The following is a 21501-nucleotide window of genomic DNA, read 5'->3' as shown; positions in this document are numbered from 1 at the left end:
CCTATTAGGGTTTTATCCATGACTGAACCCTTCGGGCTGTATATCCACGTTCCTTTCTGTGCCACTCGTTGCGGGTATTGCGATTTCAATACCTATACCCCGGGCGAGCTTGGCAGCTCGCGCGATCTCACTGGGCCCTACCTGGATGCCTTGGACCGCGAGCTGGAATTGGCGGCCGCGCGCGTGGGCCGCCCGGCCGAGACCGTCTTCATTGGCGGCGGCACGCCCTCGCTGCTGGGAGGGCAGGGCCTGAGCCACATCCTGAACACCGTCCGTTCCACCTTCGGCCTGAAGCCTGGGGCGGAGGTCACCACCGAATCCAACCCGGAGTCCACCTCACCGGAGTATTTTGCCCAGCTTGCCGACGCAGGCTATACCCGCATCAGCCTCGGCATGCAGTCCGCATCCCCGGGCGTTCTCCAGGTCCTCGAGCGTGCCCATACCCCCGGCCGCGCCTTTGCCGCCGCCCGCGAGGCCCGCGCCGCCGGCTTCGAGCACGTCAACCTCGACATGATCTACGGCACTCCCACCGAAACCGATGACAACGTGCGCGAGACCCTCGATCGCGTGCTAGAAACCGGCGTGGACCACGTCAGTGCTTATTCGCTCATCGTGGAAGATGGCACCCGCATGGCGCGCAAGGTCAACAAGGGTATCCTGCCCGCCCCCGATGAGGACGTGCTGGCTCGGCGCTATGAGATGATTTCCTCCACCCTCGAGTCAGAAGGCTTTGAGTGGTACGAGGTCTCCAACTGGTCCAAGCCCGGCGGCGAGTGCGAGCACAACCGCATCTACTGGGTAGACGGCAATTGGTGGGGCGCCGGCCCAGGCGCCCACTCGCATTTGGGCAACGAGCGCTTTTTTAACGTCAAGCACCCCTCGCGCTATATCGATGCCCTCGGCCGCGATGAGCTACCCATCAAAGAGGCCGAAACGCTTACCGAGGCCGACCGCCACATGGAGAAAATCATGCTCGGCCTGCGCCTGCGCGAGGGCATCCCGGAGGCCTGGCTTGATGCCCACGCTGCCCCCGTCCTCGAGCACTTCATCGGCCGCGGTCTGCTCGAGCGCGCCGGCGATCGCGTACGCATTACCAAGCCCGGCCGCCTGCTGGCCGACGGCATCATCACCGATCTCCTCGTCGCCGAAGAAACCTAATCCCCCTCGCGTCTAAACTTGAAAGCACGTGAAATAGCCAAGCGAATAGGAGCGCCATAGTGTCTACCTCAACCGATGCCCGCCGCAAGGAAGTCCTGCGCGCCATCGTGGCGGACTATATTGCCTCCCAGGAGCCGGTTGGCTCTAAGTCGCTCTTGGAGCGCTACCAGCTGGGAGTTTCCTCGGCCACCATCCGCAATGACATGGCCGTGCTCGAATCCCAGGGCCTTATCTCCCAGCAGCACGCCAGCTCAGGCCGCGTGCCCACCCAGCAGGGCTACCGCCACTTTGTGGACTCCCTCCACGAGGTCAAGCCGCTTTCGGCCCCGGAGCGCCGCGCGATGCTCAACTTCTTGGAAGGCGGCGTCGACCTGGAGGATGTGCTGCGCCGCTCGGTGCAGCTACTGGCGCAGGTGACGAAGCAGGCGGCCGTCGTCCAGCTGCCCAATCTCAAGGTCTCGCGCGTCAAGCACTGCGAGGTCGTGGCGCTGTCCCCGGTGCGCCTGCTGCTGGTGCTTATCACCGATAACGGCCGCGTGGACCAGCGCAATGTGGAGCTCGATGAAATCATCGACCAGGACCAGACCTTCCGCCTGCGCGACATCGTCAATAGCGCGCTGGTGGGCAAGACGCTTACCGACGCCTCCGTGGAGCTCGCCCACCTTGTCGACGACGCCCCCTTGGATATCCGACACCACGTACTCAAGGTGGCCACCACGCTCATCGAGACCCTAGTGGAACAGCCCTCCGACCGGCTGATTATGGCCGGCGCCTCCAACCTCACGCGCGTGGCGCGCGAGTTTCCGGAAGGTTTGCCCAAGATTATCGAGGCACTAGAAGAGCAGGTCGTCGTCCTCAAGCTGCTTGCCCGCGTGCCTGATCTGGGCAATGTCTCCGTGGTTATCGGTGAGGAAAACGAGGAAGACCAGCTGCGCCAAGCCTCCGTGGTGGCCACGGGCTACGGCCTGGGCACCGGCGATGAGGTGGCTACACTCGGCGGCCTCGGCGTGGTGGGTCCTACCTTTATGGATTACTCGGGAACAATTTCTAAGGTCTCTGCCGTTGCACGGTATGTGAGCGAAATTTTGGCCGGCGAGCAGTGCGAGTAAACTGGCTGGCCGCGCATTATTTTTTCAAGTTAACCCCAACAAGACGAATTAGAAGGAATATCTCTTACAGTGGCTCGTGACTATTACGGCATCCTCGGTGTTGATAAAAACGCAACTGACCAGGAGATTAAGAAGGCCTACCGCAAAATGGCCCGCAAGTATCACCCGGATCTGAACCCGGATGACGACGCTGCCGCGGAAAAGTTCCGCGATGCCGCGCTGGCCCAGGAGGTCCTGCTGGATCCGCAAAAGCGCCAGATCGTGGACATGGGCGGCGACCCCATGGAGCAGGGTGGCGGCGGTGCCGGCGCCGGTGGCTTTGGCGGCTTCGGTGGCGGTGGCCTCGGCGATATCTTCGCCGAATTCTTCGGTGGCGGTGCCGGCGGTTCCCGCGGCCCGAAGTCCCGCGTCCAGCCGGGCAACGATGCCCTGCTGCGCACCCGCATCACCCTGGAGGAGGCCTACACCGGCCTAAAGAAGAAGGTCACCGTGGATACCGCGGTGCTGTGCGATAGCTGCGGCGGTACCGGCTCCGAGTCCAAGGCCAAGCCGGTTACCTGTGATAACTGCAATGGCATGGGTGAAATCCAGGAGATGCAGCGCAGCTTCTTGGGCAACGTCATGACCACCCGCCCGTGCCCGAAGTGCCAGGGCTTTGGCGAGGTCATTACCGATCCGTGCAACCACTGCGCCGGCGATGGCCGCGTGAAGAAGCGCCGCGATCTCACCGTGAATATCCCGGCCGGCATCAATGATGGCATGCGCATCCGCATGGCTTCCCAGGGCGAGGTCGGCCACGGCGGCGGCCCAGCCGGCGACCTCTACGTCGAGGTCCACACGGAGGAGCACCCCGTCTTCCAGCGCAACGCCGATGACCTGAACCTCACCGTGCGCGTGCCGATGATTGACGCCGCCTTGGGCACCAACTTCACCATCGACCAGCTCAATGGCGAAGAGCTCACCATCGACATCGAGCCGGGCACCCAGCCGGGCGAGTCCATCAAGGTCGATGGCGCCGGCATGCCGCGCCTGCGCACCGATGGCTACGGCAACCTCTTTGCCCACGTGGACGTCGTCGTGCCCAAGGACCTGGACCGCAAGACCCGCGAGTCCCTGGAGAAGATCCGCAACTCCCGCGACGAGGGCGCGCGCGTGCGCACCACCGGCGACGGCCAAGAGGAATCCTTCTTCAGCCGCATCCGCGATAAGTTCCGCCGCTAATGTCGCTGCCCGTCTTCATCCACCCGGATCTCTCCGCCGCGCGCACCGGCGAGGCCTTCAGTTTTTCCGGCCCGGAGGCCCGCCATGCCGTGACGGTCAAGCGCATGGGGGAGGGCGAGCGCCTCGAGCTTATCGACGGCACCGGAACCCGCCTTACCCTCACCATCACCGCTACCTCGGGCAAGGACTCCCTGGAGGGCACGGTCGACTCCATCGACACTGCGCCCGATCCCACCCCGCGGGTGAGCGTGGTGCAGGCCATCCCGAAATCCGAGCGTGCCGAGCTCGCAGTGGATCTTGCCACCCAGGCCGGCGCGGATGAGATTATCGCCTGGCAGGCGGACCGTTGTGTGGCTAAATGGGACGGTAAGAAGGCACCGAAGGCGGTGGCCAAGTGGCAGGCGGCCGCGGATTCCGCGGCCAAACAATCCCGTCGCGCCCGCATCCCGCAGGTGCGCGGCCCGCTGACCACCCCGCAGCTCGTCCAGGAACTCACCGGCGGCCGCGACGGCGCTTCCTCCAACGCACCCACCGTGCTTGTATTGCACGAGGAAGCAACCGTCTCCATCAAGGACGTGCCGCTGGCGGACGACGTCGTCCTGCTCGTCGGCCCCGAGGGCGGCATTGGCGACGCCGAGCTCGATCGCCTTAAGGAAGCCGGCGCCACACCCATCAAGCTCGGCCCGGAAGTGCTACGCACGGCGAGTGCGGCAATGGTGGCGCTAGCGGCAATCGGCATGCGCACCGAGCGTTGGTAGCAGGCGCTGGTAGCCTAAAGCACGTGCCTATCATCACGAAGAAATGTGAGCTAGACTCCGCCTACGTCAGCAGCGTGCTGGGTAGTGCGGACGATAACCTGCGCGTGCTCAATAACCGCCTGGATGCGGACCTTTTTGCCCGCGGTAATGTCGTCACCGTTACCGGTCCGGATTATGAGGTGGCCCGCGCCGCCAAGATCCTCGATGAGCTCGAGGCCATCGCCCGCCGCGGCCACGCCGTGTCCACCGATACGGTCAAGCACACCATGGACATGGTTGCCGTGGAGGCGCCGCAGTCGGTATCGGCGGCGCTGGCGGCGGACATCGTTAAGCGCCGCGGCAAGGCCGTCCGCCCGAAGACGGTGGGGCAGTCTGAATACGTGCAGGCCATCGACGATAATACGGTGGTCTTTGGTATCGGCCCGGCCGGTTCCGGCAAGACCTACCTGGCGGTGGCCAAGGCCGTACAGGCGCTGCAGACCAAGCAGGTCTCGCGCATTATCCTCACCCGCCCGGCCGTGGAGGCAGGGGAGAAGCTCGGCTTCTTGCCGGGCACGCTCAATGACAAGATCGACCCGTACCTGCGCCCGCTGTACGACGCCCTGCGCGACATGCTCGACCCAGAGATGATTCCTAAGCTCATGGAAGCCGGCATCATCGAGGTCGCCCCGCTGGCCTATATGCGCGGCCGCACGCTGAACGATGCCTTCGTCATCCTCGACGAGGCCCAAAACACCACGCCGGCGCAGATGAAGATGTTCCTCACCCGTCTGGGCTTTGGCTCCAAGATTGTGGTTACCGGCGATATCTCGCAGGTAGACCTCCCACACGGCCAGGTCTCGGGCCTGCGCATCGTGCGCCGCATCCTGCGCAACGTGGATGATATCCACTTCGCGGACCTGGGCTCCAAGGACGTGGTGCGCCACCAGCTGGTCGGGCGCATCGTCAATGCGTATGAGACCTTTGATAATAAGAAAGCCGCTGAATACGAGGGAATGGAATGAGTATCGAGTTTCTCAATGAATCCGGCTTCGAAGGCGTCAACGAGGAGATGCTGATTGACGTCGCCTCTTATGCCTTCGGCGCCATGGACATCAACCCCGATGCCGAGTGCACCATCACCTGCGTGGATCTGAAGACCATTGAGGATTTGCATGTGCGCTGGATGGATCTGGAAGGCCCCACCGATGTCATGAGCTTTCCCATGGATGAGCTCACCCCTGGCGCCATCGCTGGTGGCGGCCGCCCCGATGCCGCCGACCCAGGCCCGGCCATGCTGGGCGATATCGTCCTGTGCCCCGAGTTTGCCCTGCGCCAGGCAGAAGCCGCCGGCCACTCCCTAGGCCACGAGCTGGCCCTGCTTACCGTCCATGGTTGCCTGCACCTTTTGGGCTATGACCACTCCACCCCGGCCGAGGAGAAGGAAATGTTCGGCCGGCAAAACGAGCTGCTCGCGGATTGGTACGACGACGCAGCCGAGCGCGGCGTTTCCTATCAGCCCAAGCCTTCCGGTCCGAAGGCTTTTCCTGACGCCGCCGAGCGCGCCAACCTAGACAAGCAGGTTCCCGGCGGCGGAATCCCTGCGGTGGGCGAGCCACAAGATCGCCCGGAGGAATAATTTTTCCTTTTTCTTTTGTGGGCGCATAAGACGCGTAGCACAATGGGTAGCTATGACTATCCTTTCCATCCAGTCCCACGTCACCTACGGCCACGTTGGCAACTCCGCGGCCGTCTTCCCCCTACAGCGCGCCGGCCATGAGGTATGGCCGGTCCACACGGTGAATTTCTCTAACCACACCGGCTACGGCGACTGGGGCGGACCGATGATTCCGGCTAGCGATGTCACCTCCATCATTGACGGCATTGAAAAGCGTGGCGCTTTCCCGCAGATCGACGCCATCCTTTCTGGTTACCAGGGCGGCGCCGACATTGCCGACGCCATCGTGGAAACCGTCCGCCGCATCAAGGCCGCCAACCCCAAGGCCCTCTACGCTTGCGACCCGGTGATGGGCAATGCTAAGTCTGGCTGCTTTGTCTCCGATGAGATCCCGCCACTGCTGCGCGACCGCGTCGTGCCCGTCGCCGATATCATCACCCCCAACCAGTTTGAGTTGGGCTACCTCACCGATTCTGAGGTCGGCACCCTTGAGCAAACCCTCGCTGCAGTAAAAAAGGCGCAGGAAATCGGCCCAAAGACCGTGCTGGTCACTTCCGTTAAGCGCCCCGAGACTGCCGACGACCAGATTGAGATGCTCGCCGTCGACGGCGAGCGCGCCTTCCTCGTATCCACGCCGTTGCTACCGTTCAAGCGCAATGGCTCCGGCGACGTTACCGCGGCCCTGTTTACCGGTCACTACACCGAGACCAGCGACGTCAAGGAATCCCTGCGCCGCACCGCCTCCTCCGTGTATGACCTGCTGGAAAACACCTACGAAGCAGAGACGGCCGAGCTCCAGCTCATCCAGTCCCAGGACGTATTTGCACACCCGCGCATGCAATTCGACGCCGAGGAGCTTTAATCCCTGCGGGGCCCGCTCTCGCGCGTTGGGCTCCGTGAAGTTTGGCCTACTAAAGCTAGGTCCATTCTGATCGAGCTGATCTGAGGGAAAGTACCCCTCAGATCGGCCTTTTCGCCCTCAATTCGGCCCGATCACCTTGGACTTTTCTCCTCTGCTCCCTTAAGAACCCGCACCTACGCCCCCTAGGTCTATCGAGTTTCGGCCGAGCTGAGTAAACCTTCCCCTCAGTTCGGCTCTCTTATTTCATCAAAGGCGGCTCACGATGAGTCTCATATACGAGACTACTTCTCGGGGCGAATAGTGTGACGTACTACCAAAACGCCAGTAATATGGCTCCCGTCACATCATCTACTTTGCGATAGGAGTCCACCATGTCCAGCACCGGCAGCATCAGCGCATCCCCCGACGGCCTGTTGATGGCCCTCATTCAGTATCCCGTTCCGGTGGTCAATACCCCGGAAGACGTCCAGGCTAGTGTGGACGAAATTTGCCGCATGGTGGGTTCCACCAAGGCCGGCTACCCAGACCTCGACCTTATTGTCTTTCCGGAATATTCTTCCTCCGGTCTCAACACCAAAATTTGGTCCTATGATGAATTCCTCATCGGCCTCGATGACCCAAAGGTGGACCAGTTCAAGCAGGCCTGCAAGGACAATGATGTCTGGGGCGTCTTTTCCATCATGGAGCCAAACCATGAGGAAGGAAAGCCACCTTTCAACACCGCTATCATCATCAACTCCGATGGCGAAATCGCACTGCACTACCGCAAGCTGCAGCCATGGACTCCCATCGAGCCTTGGTACCCAGGCGATCTGGGCATGCCGGTGTGTGACGGACCGAAGGGCTCCAAGCTTGCCGTGAACATTTGCCACGATGGCATGTTCCCTGAGCTCGCGCGCGAGGCTGCATACAAGGGTGCCAACGTCTATATCCGCATCTCTGGCTACTCCACACAGACCCAGGATCAGTGGATCATGACCAATAAGACCAATGCCTTCCAAAACCTCATGTACACCGCCTCCGTAAACCTGGCTGGCTACGACAACACCTTCTACTACTTCGGTGAAGGTAACGTCTGCAATTACGACGGCCACATGATTTCTGAGGGCCACCGCAATCCCGGCGAGATCGTCACCGCCGAAATCTTCCCAGAGTTGGCTGACAAGGCCCGTATCAATTGGGGCCTAGAAAACAACATCTTCAACCTGGGCAACCGCGGATACGTGGGCTACCCCGGCGGCAAGACCGACAACTATCTCACCTGGGTCGAGGACTTGGCCAAGGGCGAGTACAAGCTGCCGTGGGCTGACGACGTCCGCATCAAGGACGGCTGGAAGTACTACCCGGACGGCCCGCAGCTCGGCCCCCTGCCGGACGAGTTTAAGTAAGCTCCGATAATCGACCACCAAGGCCCTGCACCCATCTTTACGGGCGCAGGGCCTTGACGTTGCTTAACGCTCTGCCTTCTGTCTGTTAATACTCGTAGCCTTCAACCACACCCGTATCCGAATCGGCTGGCGCATCCGTAACCGCGCCAGACTCTGGTGCGTATCCTGTATCAATATCGCCGTAGCTATCGGGATAGTCTGAATCGGAAGGCGGAAGACCTCCGTTGCACAGCTCGGCCCATTCCTCGGGGTATTTATATCGCCCGTCTTGACCACCGCAGACCTCTTCAGCGCGTACGGAACGCCGGTGGGATGGTGTATCGCATAGTTCTGTAGGCCTTTCGGTGCCGTCAGAAAATGTACCCAGAATGGTCAAGTTCCCCGGATCGCAATACAGCAACTCCGGCTCCGCGGCCGCAGCCTGGGGTTGGGTCTCCGGTTCAGGGGCAATGCTTTCTTCAGGTTCTTCGGTTTCGGTTTCTTCGCTGCTGGTCGTGGCGGAAGAGGTGCTGCTCGAAGAACTAGTAGCGCTCGAAGAAGAGGAAGCCGAAGAACTAGTACTCGTCTCAGCGGGTGGCTCGGAATCAGGCGAGGAGCATGCGGAAAGGATGAGAGTAAGGGCAGCGCCCAAAAGTAGGGCAGGGGATTTGCGGAGCATGAGGGAGCCTTTCGGAGAGTGAGCGTGGTATGCGCTGGGGAGAAGAGGTTTCTCCATAGATTAGCCCTATGCCGCTTCACCGGTGCGAATTGGCCGCGAACTAATCGGAGATCTTGACTCCGTGGGCTATTATTGCGGGTAATGAGTTCTGATTTTGATGCACAGTTTGATGCGGCATTCGAGGGCTTGCCAGAAGACCCCGATGATGCCGTGCCGGAAGGCGCCGAGAATACGGCAGCCCCGCTTGATTATTCGCAATACACCGATATCCCGGAGGGCTTCCGCTCTGGTTTCGTATCCTTTGTGGGGCGTCCGAATACCGGCAAGTCCACACTGACCAATGCCCTGGTGGGGCAGAAGATTGCGATTACCGCCGATCAGCCGGAGACCACCCGCCATACCATCCGGGGCTTGGTACACCGCGAGGATGCCCAAGTTATCGTCGTGGATACGCCGGGCCTGCACCGTCCGCGCACCTTGTTGGGCGAGCGCCTCAACGAGGTAGTGAAAGATACCTATGCCGATGTGGATGTGATCGGCCTGACCATCCCAGCCGATGAAAAGATTGGCCCGGGTGACCGCTGGATCCTGGAAAACGTGCGGAGCATCGCGCCAAAGACCCCGATCATCGGCATTGTCACCAAGCTGGATAAGGCCAGCAAGGACCAGGTAGGCGCCCAGCTGCTGGCCCTGCACGAGCTGCTCTCCCAGGATGACCCGAATGCGGTAGTCATCCCGGTGTCCTCCAAGGAGGGTGTGCAACTGGATGAGCTGGTGCAGGTCATCGTGGACCACCTGCCGGAAGGCCCCAAGTTCTACCCGGATGACCACATCACCGATGAAGGCCAAGAAAAGCGCATCGAGGAACTCATTCGTGAGGCCGCCTTGTCCGGCTTGAAGGCGGAACTGCCGCACTCGGTGGCGGTGCAGGTCGATGAGATGCTGCCGTCGCGCACCCGCGAGGGCGTGCTGGATATCCACGCCATTTTGTACCTGGAACGCCCCGGCCAAAAGCGCATTATCGAGGGCAAGGATGGTCTGCGCTTCCGCCGCATTGTGGGCAACGCTCGCAAAGAGATTATTAAGCTGCTGGGCCACAACGTGTACTTGGACCTTCGCATCAAGGTGTTGAAGAACTGGCAGTCCGACCCGAAGTCGCTGGGCAGGCTCGGGTTTTAAACCACTATGCGCGAGAACTATCGTGACCGCGCAGTGGTCATCCGCACCTATGATTTTGGCGAGGCCGATCGCGTCATTGTCCTGCTTACCCGCGATCATGGCCTCGTGCGCGCGGTGGCCAAGGGAGTGCGCCGTGCCAAGTCGCGCTTTGGTTCGCGCCTGCAGCTCTTCGTCAACCTCGATGTTCAGCTGTATGTGGGCAAGAACCTGGCCACCATCTCCCAGGCGGATACGGTCGACTACTTTGGCGCGCACCTCATCGAGGACTATGAGCGCTACACGGCCGCGTGCGCGGTGCTGGAATCGGCCGAGCGCCTTGCGTTTGCCGACGCCGCCCATGACCCCTACCTCTACGAATCCGTCACCGCGACCTTGGAGCAGCTCCAGACCGCAGACCCCACCATGACGTTGGATGCCTTCTTGCTGCAGGCGATGGCGCATGCCGGTTGGGCGCCCAGCCTTTTCAACTGCGCCCAGTGCAACCGGCCGGGCCCGCACCACGCCTTCCATCCGGCGGTAGGCGGCGCGGCGTGCCACGAATGTCGGCCGCCGGGCGCGGCCGAAGTGGACCCGGAAACCCTGCATCACCTGTGGCTTTTGGCGCATAATCACCCGACGAATCCGACGAATGCGCAGAAGCAGGAGGGGCATCGCCTAGCGCGGGCGCACCTGCAGTGGCACATGGAGCGCAATGTTTCCGCATTGCAGGTTATGGAGCAGTAGAATATAGCCCGTGATTACGCCAGACCCGAACCGCACTTTGACCCCGCCGAATATCCCGGATGAGTTCATGCCGCGCCATATTGCGCTGGTCATGGACGGCAACGGCCGCTGGGCCCAGGAGAAAGGTATGAAGCGCACCGAGGGGCATAGGCGCGGAGAAGCCGTGCTTCTCGACGTCGTCGATGCCTGCCTTGCCGCCGGCGTTCCCTACCTTTCCGCGTACGCGTTCTCCACGGAGAATTGGCGTCGCAGCCCGGAAGAAGTCCGCTTCCTTATGGGCTTTAACCGCGACGTGCTGCGCCGCCAGCGTGAGTGGCTCAATGAGCGTGGCGTGCGCGTGGTGTGGGCCGGCCGCCGCCCGCGCTTGTGGCGCTCGGTTATTAAGGAGCTCGAGGCCGCCCAGGAGCTGACCAAGGACAATACCAAGATGACCTTGGCCATGTGCGTGAATTACGGCGGTAGGGCAGAGCTGGTGGATGGCTTTAGGGACATCGCCAAGCAGGTTGCCGCCGGCGAGCTCAACCCGCGCGATATTAAGGAAGAAACCATCGCGCAACACCTCTATGACCCGAGCATGCCGGATGTGGATCTCTTCCTGCGCCCGTCCGGTGAGAAGCGCACCTCCAACTTCCTGCTGTGGCAGTCTGCCTACGCGGAGATGATTTACCAGGACAAGCTCTTCCCGGACTTTACGCCGGAGGACCTCTTCGCCGCCATCGAGGAGTATGCGCGGCGCGACCGCCGTTTTGGTGGCGTGAAGAAGTAGGCGCAGCAGCGAAGCGGTGTGCGTTTATGCCTCGGGGATAAAGATGTCCTCGATGCGGCAGGAAAAGTGGCGCGCGATCTGAAATGCGAGGGGGAGCGAAGGATCGTAGCGTCCTTTTTCAATACTGATGACCGTTTGGCGCGAGACGCCTAGCTCCGTAGCCAACCCCTGCTGGGAAAGGCCTTGGCTCTCGCGGATCTCTTTGAGCCGGTTGTCCATGGCTTAGCTCGCTGCCCGCTTGTGGGCGAAGTAGCTAATGCCAAAGGTTCCGGTGACAAAGACTCCCAGGATGATCGTGAGCAGGGTGCCGGAAACCTGAAACTCCCAAAAAGAGGAGACAATGCCTAGGCCACCAATGCCAAAGAGCATGGCGTGCAGGGTGTTTTCGGAAGCCTGCGAATACCAATGGGACTCGATCGAATTTTCTGGGTCGGGCGTCGCCCCGCGGATGGTGGAGCGGTCCACCATAAAAAGCCAGCTAGCGGAGATAGCAACAGGCAGGAGGCACAGCGAGTACACGGCAAACGCTAGCCATGGTGAATCTTCGTGTACGAACGCGGCCACGATGGCACCGGCGGCCGCCGCAAGGGCCGCGCCTGCAGCAACGGACAAAGTAATGAGCTTGGCTTGTGAGCCGCCAAACTTGGGGCGGCCAAAGCGAGTGGTCTGCATGGAAACCTCCTGTAGCAACGGTTCGTAAAGTGTGCTTGACACACACTATATGTCAAGGGTCCTTTACTGTAAAGGGGGCTTTACCATTTTGAGTAAATTCATTCTTAAGGATGAGTGGCAACCTTTTAGGGTAGGGGCATGGCAGTGGATAACATCAGGTTGAAAGATGCGCTTATCGGAATCGCGGCCGTCGTTGCAATGGATGTCCTCTTAGTGGCGACAGTTTTTGCCGTGATGAAAGTCGGTTTAACCACGGGTGGGCTAGGCACGATCATGCCCATCGCGCTTGCTCTTTCAGTGGTGGTGCCGACGGTGGCATTGGTGCTTTACCTAAAACGACGGGGAATTGGTCTCGGCTTTCTTCCTTTGGGTCGGCGTGGTTGGCACTTGGTATGGCAGGTTCCTCTCACCATTTTTATGGCGGGAGCTGCAGCGGCAATAGTGGGCCCGCTGCTGGGTATTTCACCCTCGGAAAGTACATATTCAGCTGACGGTCGCGGCGCAATGGTGATTATTTCTTTAGCGTGCTACCTAATTTTGGCGCCGCTGATAGAAGAAATTGTGTTTCGCCGCCTGCTCATGGGGTACTTGGATCGTAGTTTTCCAGCGTTTGTCAGCGTGATCCTCAGTTCGCTGCTATTTGGTGCCGCCCATATTGCTCCACCGGTCATTGTGTATGCGACTTTCCTGGGGATGGGGTGCGCGTTAGTAACCCGCTTCCACAATTCTCTGCGTGCAGGCCTAATTTTGCACTTTGTTAATAACCTAACAGTGCAGTTGATTGCCATCTCAGCGCTATAGTCTTGGCGCGAAGTTCGCTCCCAGCGCTGGCCGAAAAAGAAAACCTCAGGCTCCGGAAGTCAGAGGCTGAGGTGAGGGGGAGTGGCTGCGCACGAGGGCGTGCGGCCGTTTAGGCGGAGGCGGCGCAGTCGCTGCAGATGCCAAAGACCTCGGCATCGTGGCCGGTGAGCTCGAAGCCGTACTCCTTGGCCACGGAGGTGGCCCACTTTTCAATGGGGCCGCCATCGATTTCCTCGGTGCGGCCGCACTTGGTGCATACCAAGTGGTGGTGATGGGCGTCGGTATCGCAATGGCGGTACAGGGTTTCGCCATTGGGCATGTGGAGGGCGTCCACCGCATCGATATCGGTCAGGGACTGCAGGGTGCGGTACACGGTGGTCAGGCCCACCTTCTCCTCGCGCTCTTGAAGCTCGTGGTAGATCTCCTTAGCAGAGGAGAATTTCTCCATTTCTCGGAGCACCTCGACGACTGCGGTGCGCTGCTTGGTATTGCGCGCGCCTAATTTGGGAATACTGTCGTGTAAAGCCATGCCCTCAATATTATCAGTGCTTTTTCAATAACTGCACAGTCAGGCGGCTTTTTATGCAGGAGGGGAGGGGCTAGGAGGCGATCTTGGCGGCGTCGGCAAGCAAGCCCAAAACCTGCGGGGCAATGAGAGAGTACGTAACCTCGCGCCCGCTGCGTTCGGAATCAACAATGCCCGCCTGCTTGAGCACGCGCAGGTGCTGGCTGATAAGGGGCTGGGACTTGCCGGTGGCCTTGACCAGCTCGTGGACAAAGTGATCGCGCTCGGCCAAGCGGGAAATGATTGCGATGCGTAGGGGCGAATCGAGGGCAGCGATAACGCCGGCAGCCGCAGAAGTATTTGGGGTCTTGTAAGTGGTCGTCATAGGGAATGTCACCTTCAATTAAATACCTATTACCTGTCGGTCACCCTTATATTACCCGATACGTGCAATACGTTGTATTTATTTCAGATTAAATTCACGCCCCAATCCCACCGCTGGGAAGTGCTTCGGGTTAGACTGAACGAGATTGTCAAGACTGTCCCCTACCAGAGGAGTCCGAAAACTTATGGCATCCGTCATCGATACCGTTGTAAATCTGTGTAAGCGCCGCGGCTTGGTCTACCAGGCAGGTGAAATTTACGGCGGTTCCCGCTCCGCGTGGGATTACGGCCCTCTTGGTGTAGAGCTCAAGGAAAACATCAAGCGCCAGTGGTGGCGCCACATGGTGCAGTCCCGCGCAGACGTCGTGGGCGTGGACACCTCCGTCATCCAGCCGCGCCAGGTCTGGGTATCGTCCGGCCACGTCGAGGTTTTCACTGACCCACTGGTGGAATCCCGCCACACCGGCAAGCGCTACCGCGCGGACCACCTGATTGAGGCCTACGAGGAAAAGCACGGCCACGAGCCAGAAAACGGCCTGGCAGACATCAACGATCCGGAAACCGGCCAGCCTGGTGACTGGACCGAGCCGAAGGCCTTCTCCGGTCTGCTCAAGACCTTCCTGGGTCCGGTCGATGATGAACAGGGCCTGCACTACCTGCGCCCGGAGACCGCACAGGGCATCTTCGTTAACTTCAAAAATGTGATGACCTCCTCGCGCATGAAGCCGCCGTTTGGCATCGCGAACATCGGCAAGTCTTTCCGCAACGAGATCACCCCAGGCAACTTCATCTTCCGTACCCGCGAGTTCGAGCAGATGGAGATGGAGTTCTTCGTCAAGCCGGGCGAGGACGAAGAGTGGCACCAGTACTGGATTGATGACCGCTATAACTGGTACGTGGATTTGGGCATCAAGGAAGAAAACCTGCGCCTATACGAGCACCCGAAGGAAAAGCTCTCCCACTACTCCAAGCGCACCGTGGACGTGGAGTACGCCTTTGGTTTCAAGGGTTCCAAGTGGGGCGAGCTGGAAGGCGTGGCCAACCGCACGGACTATGACCTGTCCGTTCACGCCAAGGGTTCGGGCGAGGACCTGTCCTACTACGACCAGGCCAACGATGAGCGCTGGATCCCGTACGTTATCGAGCCGGCCGCTGGTCTGGGCCGTTCCATGATGGCCTTCCTGGTGGACGCCTACGACGAGGAAGAGGCCCCGAACGCCAAGGGCGGCACCGATAAGCGCGTCGTCTTGCGCCTGGACCGCCGCCTGGCGCCGATCAAGGTGGCCGTACTGCCGCTGTCCAAGAAGGAAGAGCTCTCCGAGCCGGCCCGCAAGCTGGCCGATAAGCTGCGTGCCCACTGGAACGTGGACTTCGACGTCTCCGGCGCCATCGGCCGCCGCTACCGCCGCCAGGATGAGATCGGCACCCCGTTCTGCGTCACTTTCGACTTCGATACCCTCGAGGACGATGCCGTGACCGTGCGCGAGCGCGACACCATGGAGCAGGAGCGCGTGAAGCTCGATGACCTCGAGGCTTATCTCGCCGCTCGCCTGATTGGGTGCTAGGGATGCATTACACCAGCTGGGATCGCTCTGACCGCGCAAAACCCGTGCTCTTGGCCGAAGACGGCCCGGAGCAGCTGGGCGTATTCTCGGAGCATTCCGCGGAGGTGGACGGCCACTTCTGGCGCACCGAGGTCAGTGACCTTGGCGCCTCTGCCACGCTTGCCGACGGCTCCATTTACCGCCTTGCCGGCCGCCCCGGCCGCGACAAGCGCCTAGAAGCATCGCTCAACGGCCGTACCTTCACCTTCATCAACGAAAACAGCGGCGACTGGATCATCGATGACGTCGATGACGACAAGGTAGGGCAGTTCACCGCCCGCAATTCCGGCGTGCGCAAGGCCATCCTCGAATTCGAGCACGATGCCGAGGGCCTGACCACCGCGGAAATCGCCGGCCTGAGCTGGTTTACCCGCGTCATCCTGGATGCCACCACCCAGGGCAAGGCATGGGCCTGGATTATCACCTTGGTCCTGGCATCCATCGTCGCCCTCGTCGCGCTATTCGTCCTCTAATGCCTATCCAGTGGACTTGGCGCGCGGGCGCTCTCACCAACGCCGAGGGGCACGAGCTTGCCTCCGTGCGCGACGGTGTGCTTGCCACCCCGGCCGGCGAGCGCCTCGCAGTAGAATCCTCGCTGGATTCTTCCTCCCCGCGGTTCTTCCTGCGCGCGCAGACCACCGCGGGCGAGGATTTCTCGGTCACCCAGGCCGGGATTACCGTCACCCGCCTGCACGCGACCTGCGCTGACCGCGAGTACCTGCTGGAGCGCCGCAACCCCTTCCGCCGCGAGCGCCGCATCGTGGCCCGCGGCACGGGCGCCGAGGTTGCCAGCACCGCGCTGGCCGGCGATGGCCTGCGCGTGAGCGTGGGCGAGCTGCCCGAGCTCGACGCCATCTTCTTGAGCTACGCCTGCTTGCTTCTCGACGCCACCCCGCGCACCCTGCGCACCTAGCCCAGCGCCGGGGAGAGCCGGGAGCCGGGCCACCTGCGCGCGAGCCTAGGGCAGGGCTGCCGGGCCGTGGGGCGGACTGGGCAGGCTAGGCGGAATGGGCGGGCTAGAAGGAGCCGCCGCGGAAGCCGCCTCCGCCGCCAAAGCTTCCTCCGCCGAAGCCGCCGCCTCCGAATCCGCCGCCGAAGCCGCGGCCGCCGCTGAGCATCTGGCCAAGGACCATACCGGTCACGACATTGCCGGCGGCGTTGCCCATCTGCTGGCGCTGCTGGCGGCGACGGTGCTCGTCGATGTCTTCCTTCGCGCGCTGCAAAGCGGCTTGTGCCGCGGCCACCGCTTCGCGGGAGGATTGCAGTGCGGCGCGGATGTCGCTGCGCTCGGTGTGGAGGGCTTGGGCGTGGAGACGTTTGGCGTCGGCAAGCGCGGTGCGTGCGCCCGAGCCGATGATGCGCCCGCGGGAGGAAATGAGGTCTTCTGCGGCCTGGATATTGGATTCCGCTACGGACATCTGCTGGCGGAAGAGGTCTAGCTGGCGCGCGTGAGTGGAAGTCTTCTCGCGCACGCGGTCGAGTGCTTCATCCAGCTCGGTATCGATGGAGGTCAGCGCGGTGTGCTGGCCCAGCGGATCCTGTTGGCCGTGGGCCTTGGCCTCGTTGACGGCGGTGCCGGCGCGGCCGAGCAGATCCTCGAGCTTGTCCCAATCCGCGGTGGTTCCCTGGGCCTTTCCTTGGCGCTCGAGTTCGCGGGCCTCGTTGATCTCGCCCTCGACCTCGGCGATAAGCGCCTCGAGGTTGCCGCGGGCGGTGGCGATATTCTCCTCGGCGTTTTCCACGCCGGAAATAAGGCGATCCGTCATCTCGCAGGCGTGCTCGATATCGCGGATCAAGCCCACCAGCGGTCCTTGCTGGCCGGCCGGCTGGGCCTGGACCCCGCGGGCCTTGTCGAGCAGCTTCTCAGCCTCATCGAGGGAAGCGGCGGCAAGCTCGGGGTTATCGGCAATGGAGGAGAGCACGTGCTCGTCATAGTTGGACTTCAGGCCGGCCAGCGTGGACTCGGCCTCAGGCAGGCGGGCGCGCAGGCCCACGGTACGCTGGGTGAGCTCATCCAGCTTCTCATCGGAATGGATGAGCAGATCGCGCATCTTGGCAAACTCCTCGGCCTGCGCATCCAGGGCGTCATCGGCCTGGCCGCAGGAGGAGACGATTTCCACGAGCATCTGGCGGCGCTCGGCCGGGGACTCCGGCACGGCATCATCCAAGCGCTGGCGCAGGCGGAAGGCTTTTTGCAGGGTAGAAGTGGAGTGGTTCATCGCCTTGGTAAATGGGCGCACGCGCTCTGGACCGAACTCGGAGAGCGCGATATTAAGTTCCTCTTTGCCGCGGCGGATGGACTCATCGGTAGAGACCAACTCCTCCTGTGCCAGCTGGTCCAAGGTCTCTAGCGGCAGGCGGCTCAGCTGATCGGTATCTCCCGGGCCAATCTCGCGGGCCGACTCCAGCGTCTGCGCATTATTCTTCTTGGTAGTGCGGCGGGAGTAGTACATGATTCCGCCACCGGCGGCGACGATGGCGGCCGCGCCACCGCCCAGCCACGCCAGGCCAGAGGAGTCGGAGGAATCGGAGGCGGGGGAGTTGCCCAAGGCGGCATCAGCAAGCGCGAGGGCCGAAGCCCCGTACTCGTCGCTGGCCAGCTCGTCATAGGCGGCGTCATACATCTGATCCAGCCGGCCCTTGGGCCACGCATCGCCGGTCTGCACACCCATCTTGCGATCATTAATGGAAAGCGCATAGACCGCGGAATTCGGCCCCTTGTCCTTGACAGCCGCTGCGGCAAAGGTTTCCGGATCCGTGCCCAACTCATCGGTGATGTAGACGAAAAGGGTTCGGTGCTCGTCTTTTTGCAGCTGGCCAATCTTCTCCCTGAGCTCGGCCTTTTCTTGCGTGCTTAATACACCCGCATCATCGGTAACCTTCTCCGTGAGGGTCGCCGTACCGGCGCCCTGCGCGACGGTGGTGGTCTCGGCTGCGAAGGCAGACCCCGCACCGATAGAGGTGCAGCCCAAAATGAAAGCGGCAATGGCCGCGCGGCCCAAACGTGCACTCAAAATCATGCCCACCACTTTACCGGCTTAACTTAGCGCTCTGGCAGGTAGTGTGGTGGGGCAGTGAAGTACGCAATTGTTTTAGGAACCGCCCAATACGATGGCCGCCCCTCCCGCATCCTGGCCAGCCGCCTGCGCCATGCCGGTGAGCTCGCCACGGCCGAGGGATTGGAGGTCATTACCGTGGGCGGCAAGCTGCCCGGGGATAGGTTTACGGAGGCCGGCGTCGGCCGCACCTACCTGCGCGAGCACTTCCCGCACCTGACCGTGCACGCGGTGGAGGAGGGGATGGATACCCGCAGCTCCCTGAAAGCGGCCAAGGAAGCCTTCGCGCTTTCCGACGCCACCATCATCACCGATCCCCTCCACCGCCTGCGCACCGCCCTCATCGCCCGCCAAGAGGGCATCACTGCCACCGTCTCCGGCACGCCGTACTACCCGGCCGCGCGCTTTTCTAAGCCCTGGTGGCGCTACCTTGCCCACGAAACCGGTGGCGTGGCCTACGCGCTGGTGGCCGGCCTACTTCCTCCCCGCGGCGCCGCGGCACTGCGCAATGGTTTCTACCGCGTGGAGCGGGTGTTGCGCCCGAACCAAAAGCTGCGGCATCAGACGATTGAGCAGGAAGACAACCGCACTTAGGCCACGTTGCTCACCCAAAAGGCCAGTTCACGGAATAAGCTTGAGGCCGTGTCCTATTCTTATTCCGCCGCCGACTTTGCCCGCCTGGCCGATGAAAAACCGAAGGGCTCAGCCTTCCATACCGTGGAAGAACATCGCGGCGTATTCGCCCGCGACCGCGCCCGTGTGCTGCATTCGGCAGCCCTGCGGCGCTTGGCCGATAAAACTCAGGTCGTCGGCCCGCGCGATGGCGATACTCCACGCACCCGCCTGACCCACTCGCTGGAGGTGGGTCAAATTGCGCGCAGTATCGGTGCTGGACTCGGACTCGATCCGGATCTATGCGATATGGCAGGGCTTACCCATGACATCGGCCACCCACCTTACGGGCACAATGGCGAAAACGCGCTCAATGAGGTCGCGCTTAATGGTTTTGAAGGCAACGCGCAGACCCTGCGCATCCTCACCCGACTAGAGCCCAAGGTGATTGTGGACGATGCCAACGGCCAACCGCAAAGCTATGGCCTCAACCTCACTCGTGCCGCCCTCGACGGTGCCTGCAAATACCCCTGGACCAAGACCAACCCGGATGGCACCACCAACCGCAAGTACGGTGCCTACGACGAGGACGCGCACTTATTGGAGTGGCTGCGCGAGGGCCATACCGATAACCGCAAGTGCATCGAGGCCCAGGTCATGGACTGGTCCGATGACATCGCCTACTCCGTGCACGACGTGGAAGACGGCATCATCTCCCGGCGCATCTCTCTGAACGTGCTCTGGGACTTGGTGGAGCTGGCTCAACTAGCAGAAAAGGGCGCCAAGGCTTTCGGCGGCACCGCCGATGAGCTCTTGGAAGCGGCCGATAGCCTGCGCAACTTGAGCGTCATCAACGCCATCGGTGACTTTGACTATTCCTTGCGCGACTACGCCAACCTGAAGAAGATGACTTCGGAGCTCGTCGGCCGCTATGTCGGCGCGACGGTTGGCGCCACCAGCGAGGCCAATGCCGATCTTATCGCTTCCAATAGCCTTGGCCGCATGCACGGCGACCTCATTGTGCCCAAGCAAGCCGAAGCCGAAGTCAAGCTGCTGAAAACCATCGCCGTCCTCTACGTCATGGACGAGCCCGCCCACCTCGCACGTCAAGACCGCCAGCGCGAGCGCATCTACCGTGTCTACGATTACCTCGTCGCCGGCGCCCCGGGCTCTTTGGATGCCACCTTCCGGTTGTGGTGGGAGCAAGCCGATTCTGATGCCGCCCGCGACCGCGCCATCATCGACCAGATCGCCTCCATGACCGAGTCCCGCCTCGAGCGCTTGGCTCGGCGGAGCGCGGAGCTGTCGGGATTCCTCAGCTAAATCTGGCCCACCCAGCATCGCTAGAGCTAGGTCGAAACTCATCAGGCTGATCTGAGCGCGAAAAGGCCGAATTGAGAGCTCACAACCCTCAATTCGGCCTGATATCTATGGACCTAACGCCCCAGCCCCTGTCCCAGTCCCAGGGTCTGAGTCGCTAGCGCACCAACTTCACGCCCTGATCCTCCAAAACGGTGGCTACGCCCTCCAGTTCCGCGTCCGCGATTTCCATGTGGGAGGCGATGATGACGGTGGTGCGCTGCTCGCGCAGGAAGTCTGCAAGGTCATCGAGGTTGCGGGGGCCGCAGTCCTCGCAGCCGCGAGTGCGGCCAAGCGCGTTGAAGAAGTCCGCGCGGGTGCGGATGTGCTCAGTAATGAGGATGCGTTGCATTATTACTCCTCCGCGTCCGGGATAGAACAGAAGCTTTCATAGTGGTCATCGGTGTAGTACCACACGTCCGGGTCGGTCTCGCTGCCGCCGCCGGTGATGATGCGGCGGGCACCGCGGTTCTTGCTGCCAGGTGTTTCTACCGTGTATTCACGGTAGTAATTCTTGTCCTGCTGCGGCAGGCGTCCCTCGTAGTTGCCAAAGCGGGCATTGTCATTATCCGGGTAGTCATAGGGTCCACCGGCCAAGATATCGTCCTTGGTGTCGTTCGCCTCGGCGGGGAGGGAGGACATCTCGCAGGTATCGGCGTCGCCAGCCTTAGCGCCACCTGCGGACTCAGACGGCGAAGAAGCAGAGGAATCACCATCGCCGCCGAGGTCGAAGCCGAAGTAGCCTGCAACGACGGCAAGCGCAAGGCCGCCGAGGGCTACTGGGAGCGATTTCTTAGACGCTTGGGACTTGGACATACCTTTATTCTTGCAGGTGCAGCGGTGAATACCGAAATCGGCCGGCGCTCCCAACAAGGCCAAAAATTCCCCCGTCACGGGGGTAGGTAAAGGCAGCTTGATTTCTAGCGGTCGTGGAAACACCTGACATGGGTTGGGTGATTGTGTGGAGTCGAAATGGGTTCCGGATTCTGTTGTCGTGGCGCGGTTTGCGTCGTTGGTTCGGGCTGGTAG

The 21501-nt window shown here is 61.6% G+C and carries 25 protein-coding genes; 17 read left to right on the top strand and 8 right to left on the bottom strand.

Annotated elements, in window-relative coordinates:
• Positions 1-18 precede the first annotated feature (18 nt).
• The 8 genes from hemW to QP884_RS02740 all read left to right on the top strand — a co-directional run bounded on the left by hemW (position 19) and on the right by QP884_RS02740 (position 8153).
• Positions 19-1158: a radical SAM family heme chaperone HemW gene (gene hemW / locus QP884_RS02775; RefSeq protein WP_284820587.1), complete on the top strand. Its 1140-nt coding sequence runs from the start codon at positions 19-21 to the stop codon at positions 1156-1158.
• Between the two features lie 59 nt (positions 1159-1217).
• Positions 1218-2267: a heat-inducible transcriptional repressor HrcA gene (hrcA, locus tag QP884_RS02770; protein ID WP_005324198.1), complete on the top strand. Its 1050-nt coding sequence runs from the start codon at positions 1218-1220 to the stop codon at positions 2265-2267.
• A 69-nt stretch (positions 2268-2336) separates the two neighbouring features.
• Positions 2337-3488 carry a molecular chaperone DnaJ gene (gene dnaJ / locus QP884_RS02765; RefSeq protein ID WP_005326440.1) on the top strand — a complete coding sequence of 384 codons (1152 nt, stop codon included), beginning with the start codon at positions 2337-2339 and terminating at the stop codon, positions 3486-3488.
• Positions 3488-4246, top strand: a complete 759-nt coding sequence (locus tag QP884_RS02760; RefSeq protein WP_284820585.1) for a 16S rRNA (uracil(1498)-N(3))-methyltransferase — start codon at positions 3488-3490, stop codon at positions 4244-4246. Before dnaJ ends, QP884_RS02760 begins: the two co-directional genes overlap by 1 nt.
• A 23-nt stretch (positions 4247-4269) precedes the next feature.
• Positions 4270-5250 carry a PhoH family protein gene (locus QP884_RS02755; RefSeq protein WP_005326444.1) on the top strand — a complete coding sequence of 327 codons (981 nt, stop codon included), beginning with the start codon at positions 4270-4272 and terminating at the stop codon, positions 5248-5250.
• Entirely contained in the window at positions 5247-5864 is a 618-nt protein-coding gene (ybeY, locus tag QP884_RS02750; protein ID WP_005326445.1) for an rRNA maturation RNase YbeY, read from the top strand. Before QP884_RS02755 ends, ybeY begins: the two co-directional genes overlap by 4 nt.
• A gap of 52 nt (positions 5865-5916) precedes the next feature.
• Positions 5917-6765, top strand: a complete 849-nt coding sequence (gene pdxY, locus QP884_RS02745; protein ID WP_284820583.1) for a pyridoxal kinase PdxY — start codon at positions 5917-5919, stop codon at positions 6763-6765.
• Positions 6766-7136: 371 nt separating this feature from the next.
• A complete protein-coding gene (locus QP884_RS02740; protein ID WP_284815504.1) occupies positions 7137-8153 on the top strand; it encodes a formamidase in 1017 nt (338 codons plus the stop codon).
• 85 nt (positions 8154-8238) lie between these two features.
• Here the strand turns inward: QP884_RS02740 and QP884_RS02735 are convergent, their stop codons facing one another.
• The gene (locus QP884_RS02735; RefSeq protein WP_284820581.1) at positions 8239-8811 is read right to left on the bottom strand and encodes a hypothetical protein; all 573 of its coding nucleotides are present in this window, start codon (positions 8809-8811) and stop codon (positions 8239-8241) included.
• A gap of 141 nt (positions 8812-8952) precedes the next feature.
• Here QP884_RS02735 and era point away from each other — a divergent pair, with 141 nt between their 5' ends.
• The 3 genes from era to QP884_RS02720 are packed head-to-tail and all read left to right on the top strand — an operon-like array spanning position 8953 to position 11479.
• A complete protein-coding gene (gene era / locus QP884_RS02730; RefSeq protein WP_284820580.1) occupies positions 8953-9990 on the top strand; it encodes a GTPase Era in 1038 nt (345 codons plus the stop codon).
• A gap of 6 nt (positions 9991-9996) precedes the next feature.
• On the top strand, positions 9997-10713 hold the full coding sequence (recO, locus tag QP884_RS02725) for a DNA repair protein RecO (protein ID WP_284820579.1): 717 nt from the start codon (positions 9997-9999) through the stop codon (positions 10711-10713).
• Positions 10714-10723: 10 nt separating this feature from the next.
• Positions 10724-11479, top strand: coding sequence for an isoprenyl transferase (locus QP884_RS02720; protein ID WP_005326452.1), 756 nt, complete (start codon positions 10724-10726; stop codon positions 11477-11479).
• 24 nt (positions 11480-11503) lie between these two features.
• Here the strand turns inward: QP884_RS02720 and QP884_RS02715 are convergent, their stop codons facing one another.
• Both QP884_RS02715 and QP884_RS02710 read right to left on the bottom strand, forming a co-directional pair.
• Complete coding sequence (locus QP884_RS02715; protein WP_284820578.1) at positions 11504-11698, bottom strand: helix-turn-helix transcriptional regulator; 195 nt, start codon at positions 11696-11698, stop codon at positions 11504-11506.
• A 3-nt stretch (positions 11699-11701) separates the two neighbouring features.
• Complete coding sequence (locus QP884_RS02710) at positions 11702-12151, bottom strand: hypothetical protein (RefSeq protein WP_284820577.1); 450 nt, start codon at positions 12149-12151, stop codon at positions 11702-11704.
• Between the two features lie 138 nt (positions 12152-12289).
• Between QP884_RS02710 and QP884_RS02705 the strand changes: the two genes are divergently transcribed.
• On the top strand, positions 12290-12952 hold the full coding sequence (locus QP884_RS02705; protein ID WP_284820576.1) for a CPBP family intramembrane glutamic endopeptidase: 663 nt from the start codon (positions 12290-12292) through the stop codon (positions 12950-12952).
• 109 nt (positions 12953-13061) lie between these two features.
• Here the strand turns inward: QP884_RS02705 and QP884_RS02700 are convergent, their stop codons facing one another.
• The gene (locus tag QP884_RS02700) at positions 13062-13481 is read right to left on the bottom strand and encodes a Fur family transcriptional regulator (RefSeq protein ID WP_284820575.1); all 420 of its coding nucleotides are present in this window, start codon (positions 13479-13481) and stop codon (positions 13062-13064) included.
• A 70-nt stretch (positions 13482-13551) separates the two neighbouring features.
• Positions 13552-13842, bottom strand: a complete 291-nt coding sequence (locus tag QP884_RS02695) for an ArsR/SmtB family transcription factor (protein ID WP_284820574.1) — start codon at positions 13840-13842, stop codon at positions 13552-13554.
• A gap of 184 nt (positions 13843-14026) precedes the next feature.
• Here QP884_RS02695 and QP884_RS02690 point away from each other — a divergent pair, with 184 nt between their 5' ends.
• Genes QP884_RS02690 through QP884_RS02680 form a run of 3 tightly spaced genes read left to right on the top strand, consistent with a single transcriptional unit; the run spans position 14027 to position 16358 of the window.
• Complete coding sequence (locus tag QP884_RS02690) at positions 14027-15406, top strand: glycine--tRNA ligase (RefSeq protein WP_284820573.1); 1380 nt, start codon at positions 14027-14029, stop codon at positions 15404-15406.
• Positions 15407-15408: 2 nt separating this feature from the next.
• Complete coding sequence (locus QP884_RS02685; protein ID WP_284820572.1) at positions 15409-15918, top strand: hypothetical protein; 510 nt, start codon at positions 15409-15411, stop codon at positions 15916-15918.
• Positions 15918-16358, top strand: a complete 441-nt coding sequence (locus tag QP884_RS02680) for a hypothetical protein (RefSeq protein ID WP_284820570.1) — start codon at positions 15918-15920, stop codon at positions 16356-16358. Before QP884_RS02685 ends, QP884_RS02680 begins: the two co-directional genes overlap by 1 nt.
• A 103-nt stretch (positions 16359-16461) precedes the next feature.
• Here the strand turns inward: QP884_RS02680 and QP884_RS02675 are convergent, their stop codons facing one another.
• Complete coding sequence (locus QP884_RS02675; protein WP_284820569.1) at positions 16462-18465, bottom strand: TPM domain-containing protein; 2004 nt, start codon at positions 18463-18465, stop codon at positions 16462-16464.
• Positions 18466-18519: 54 nt separating this feature from the next.
• Here QP884_RS02675 and QP884_RS02670 point away from each other — a divergent pair, with 54 nt between their 5' ends.
• Positions 18520-19095 carry a YdcF family protein gene (locus tag QP884_RS02670; RefSeq protein WP_284820568.1) on the top strand — a complete coding sequence of 192 codons (576 nt, stop codon included), beginning with the start codon at positions 18520-18522 and terminating at the stop codon, positions 19093-19095.
• Positions 19096-19143: 48 nt separating this feature from the next.
• Complete coding sequence (locus QP884_RS02665) at positions 19144-20436, top strand: deoxyguanosinetriphosphate triphosphohydrolase (protein ID WP_284820567.1); 1293 nt, start codon at positions 19144-19146, stop codon at positions 20434-20436.
• 154 nt (positions 20437-20590) lie between these two features.
• Here QP884_RS02665 and QP884_RS02660 read toward each other — a convergent pair whose 3' ends face one another.
• Positions 20591-20824: a barstar family protein gene (locus QP884_RS02660; RefSeq protein ID WP_239229560.1), complete on the bottom strand. Its 234-nt coding sequence runs from the start codon at positions 20822-20824 to the stop codon at positions 20591-20593.
• A 2-nt stretch (positions 20825-20826) separates the two neighbouring features.
• On the bottom strand, positions 20827-21288 hold the full coding sequence (locus QP884_RS02655; RefSeq protein WP_284820566.1) for a ribonuclease domain-containing protein: 462 nt from the start codon (positions 21286-21288) through the stop codon (positions 20827-20829).
• Between the last annotated feature and the right edge of the window lie 213 nt (positions 21289-21501).

Source organism: Corynebacterium tuberculostearicum (genome assembly GCF_030229345.1).
In the GTDB taxonomy this organism is placed as follows: Bacteria; Actinomycetota; Actinomycetes; order Mycobacteriales; family Mycobacteriaceae; genus Corynebacterium; species Corynebacterium tuberculostearicum_G.
The sequence above is the reverse complement of the archived record's forward strand: the minus strand, read 5'-3'. Positions and strand labels throughout refer to the sequence as shown.

Excerpts from the sequence above, each read along its gene's own strand:
- QP884_RS02695 (WP_284820574.1), bottom strand. The coding sequence starts at position 13,842 with ATGACGACCACTTACAAGACCCCAAATACTTCTGCGGCTGCCGGCGTT.
- QP884_RS02705 (WP_284820576.1), top strand. The coding sequence starts at position 12,290 with ATGGCAGTGGATAACATCAGGTTGAAAGATGCGCTTATCGGAATCGCG.
- QP884_RS02690 (WP_284820573.1), top strand. The coding sequence starts at position 14,027 with ATGGCATCCGTCATCGATACCGTTGTAAATCTGTGTAAGCGCCGCGGC.
- recO (WP_284820579.1), top strand. The coding sequence starts at position 9,997 with ATGCGCGAGAACTATCGTGACCGCGCAGTGGTCATCCGCACCTATGAT.
- QP884_RS02735 (WP_284820581.1), bottom strand. The coding sequence starts at position 8,811 with ATGCTCCGCAAATCCCCTGCCCTACTTTTGGGCGCTGCCCTTACTCTC.
- QP884_RS02680 (WP_284820570.1), top strand. The coding sequence starts at position 15,918 with ATGCCTATCCAGTGGACTTGGCGCGCGGGCGCTCTCACCAACGCCGAG.
- era (WP_284820580.1), top strand. The coding sequence starts at position 8,953 with ATGAGTTCTGATTTTGATGCACAGTTTGATGCGGCATTCGAGGGCTTG.
- QP884_RS02675 (WP_284820569.1), bottom strand. The coding sequence starts at position 18,465 with ATGATTTTGAGTGCACGTTTGGGCCGCGCGGCCATTGCCGCTTTCATT.
- QP884_RS02660 (WP_239229560.1), bottom strand. The coding sequence starts at position 20,824 with ATGCAACGCATCCTCATTACTGAGCACATCCGCACCCGCGCGGACTTC.
- ybeY (WP_005326445.1), top strand. The coding sequence starts at position 5,247 with ATGAGTATCGAGTTTCTCAATGAATCCGGCTTCGAAGGCGTCAACGAG.
- pdxY (WP_284820583.1), top strand. The coding sequence starts at position 5,917 with ATGACTATCCTTTCCATCCAGTCCCACGTCACCTACGGCCACGTTGGC.
- QP884_RS02655 (WP_284820566.1), bottom strand. The coding sequence starts at position 21,288 with ATGTCCAAGTCCCAAGCGTCTAAGAAATCGCTCCCAGTAGCCCTCGGC.
- QP884_RS02685 (WP_284820572.1), top strand. The coding sequence starts at position 15,409 with ATGCATTACACCAGCTGGGATCGCTCTGACCGCGCAAAACCCGTGCTC.
- hemW (WP_284820587.1), top strand. The coding sequence starts at position 19 with ATGACTGAACCCTTCGGGCTGTATATCCACGTTCCTTTCTGTGCCACT.
- QP884_RS02700 (WP_284820575.1), bottom strand. The coding sequence starts at position 13,481 with ATGGCTTTACACGACAGTATTCCCAAATTAGGCGCGCGCAATACCAAG.
- QP884_RS02710 (WP_284820577.1), bottom strand. The coding sequence starts at position 12,151 with ATGCAGACCACTCGCTTTGGCCGCCCCAAGTTTGGCGGCTCACAAGCC.
- QP884_RS02715 (WP_284820578.1), bottom strand. The coding sequence starts at position 11,698 with ATGGACAACCGGCTCAAAGAGATCCGCGAGAGCCAAGGCCTTTCCCAG.
- QP884_RS02740 (WP_284815504.1), top strand. The coding sequence starts at position 7,137 with ATGTCCAGCACCGGCAGCATCAGCGCATCCCCCGACGGCCTGTTGATG.
- QP884_RS02760 (WP_284820585.1), top strand. The coding sequence starts at position 3,488 with ATGTCGCTGCCCGTCTTCATCCACCCGGATCTCTCCGCCGCGCGCACC.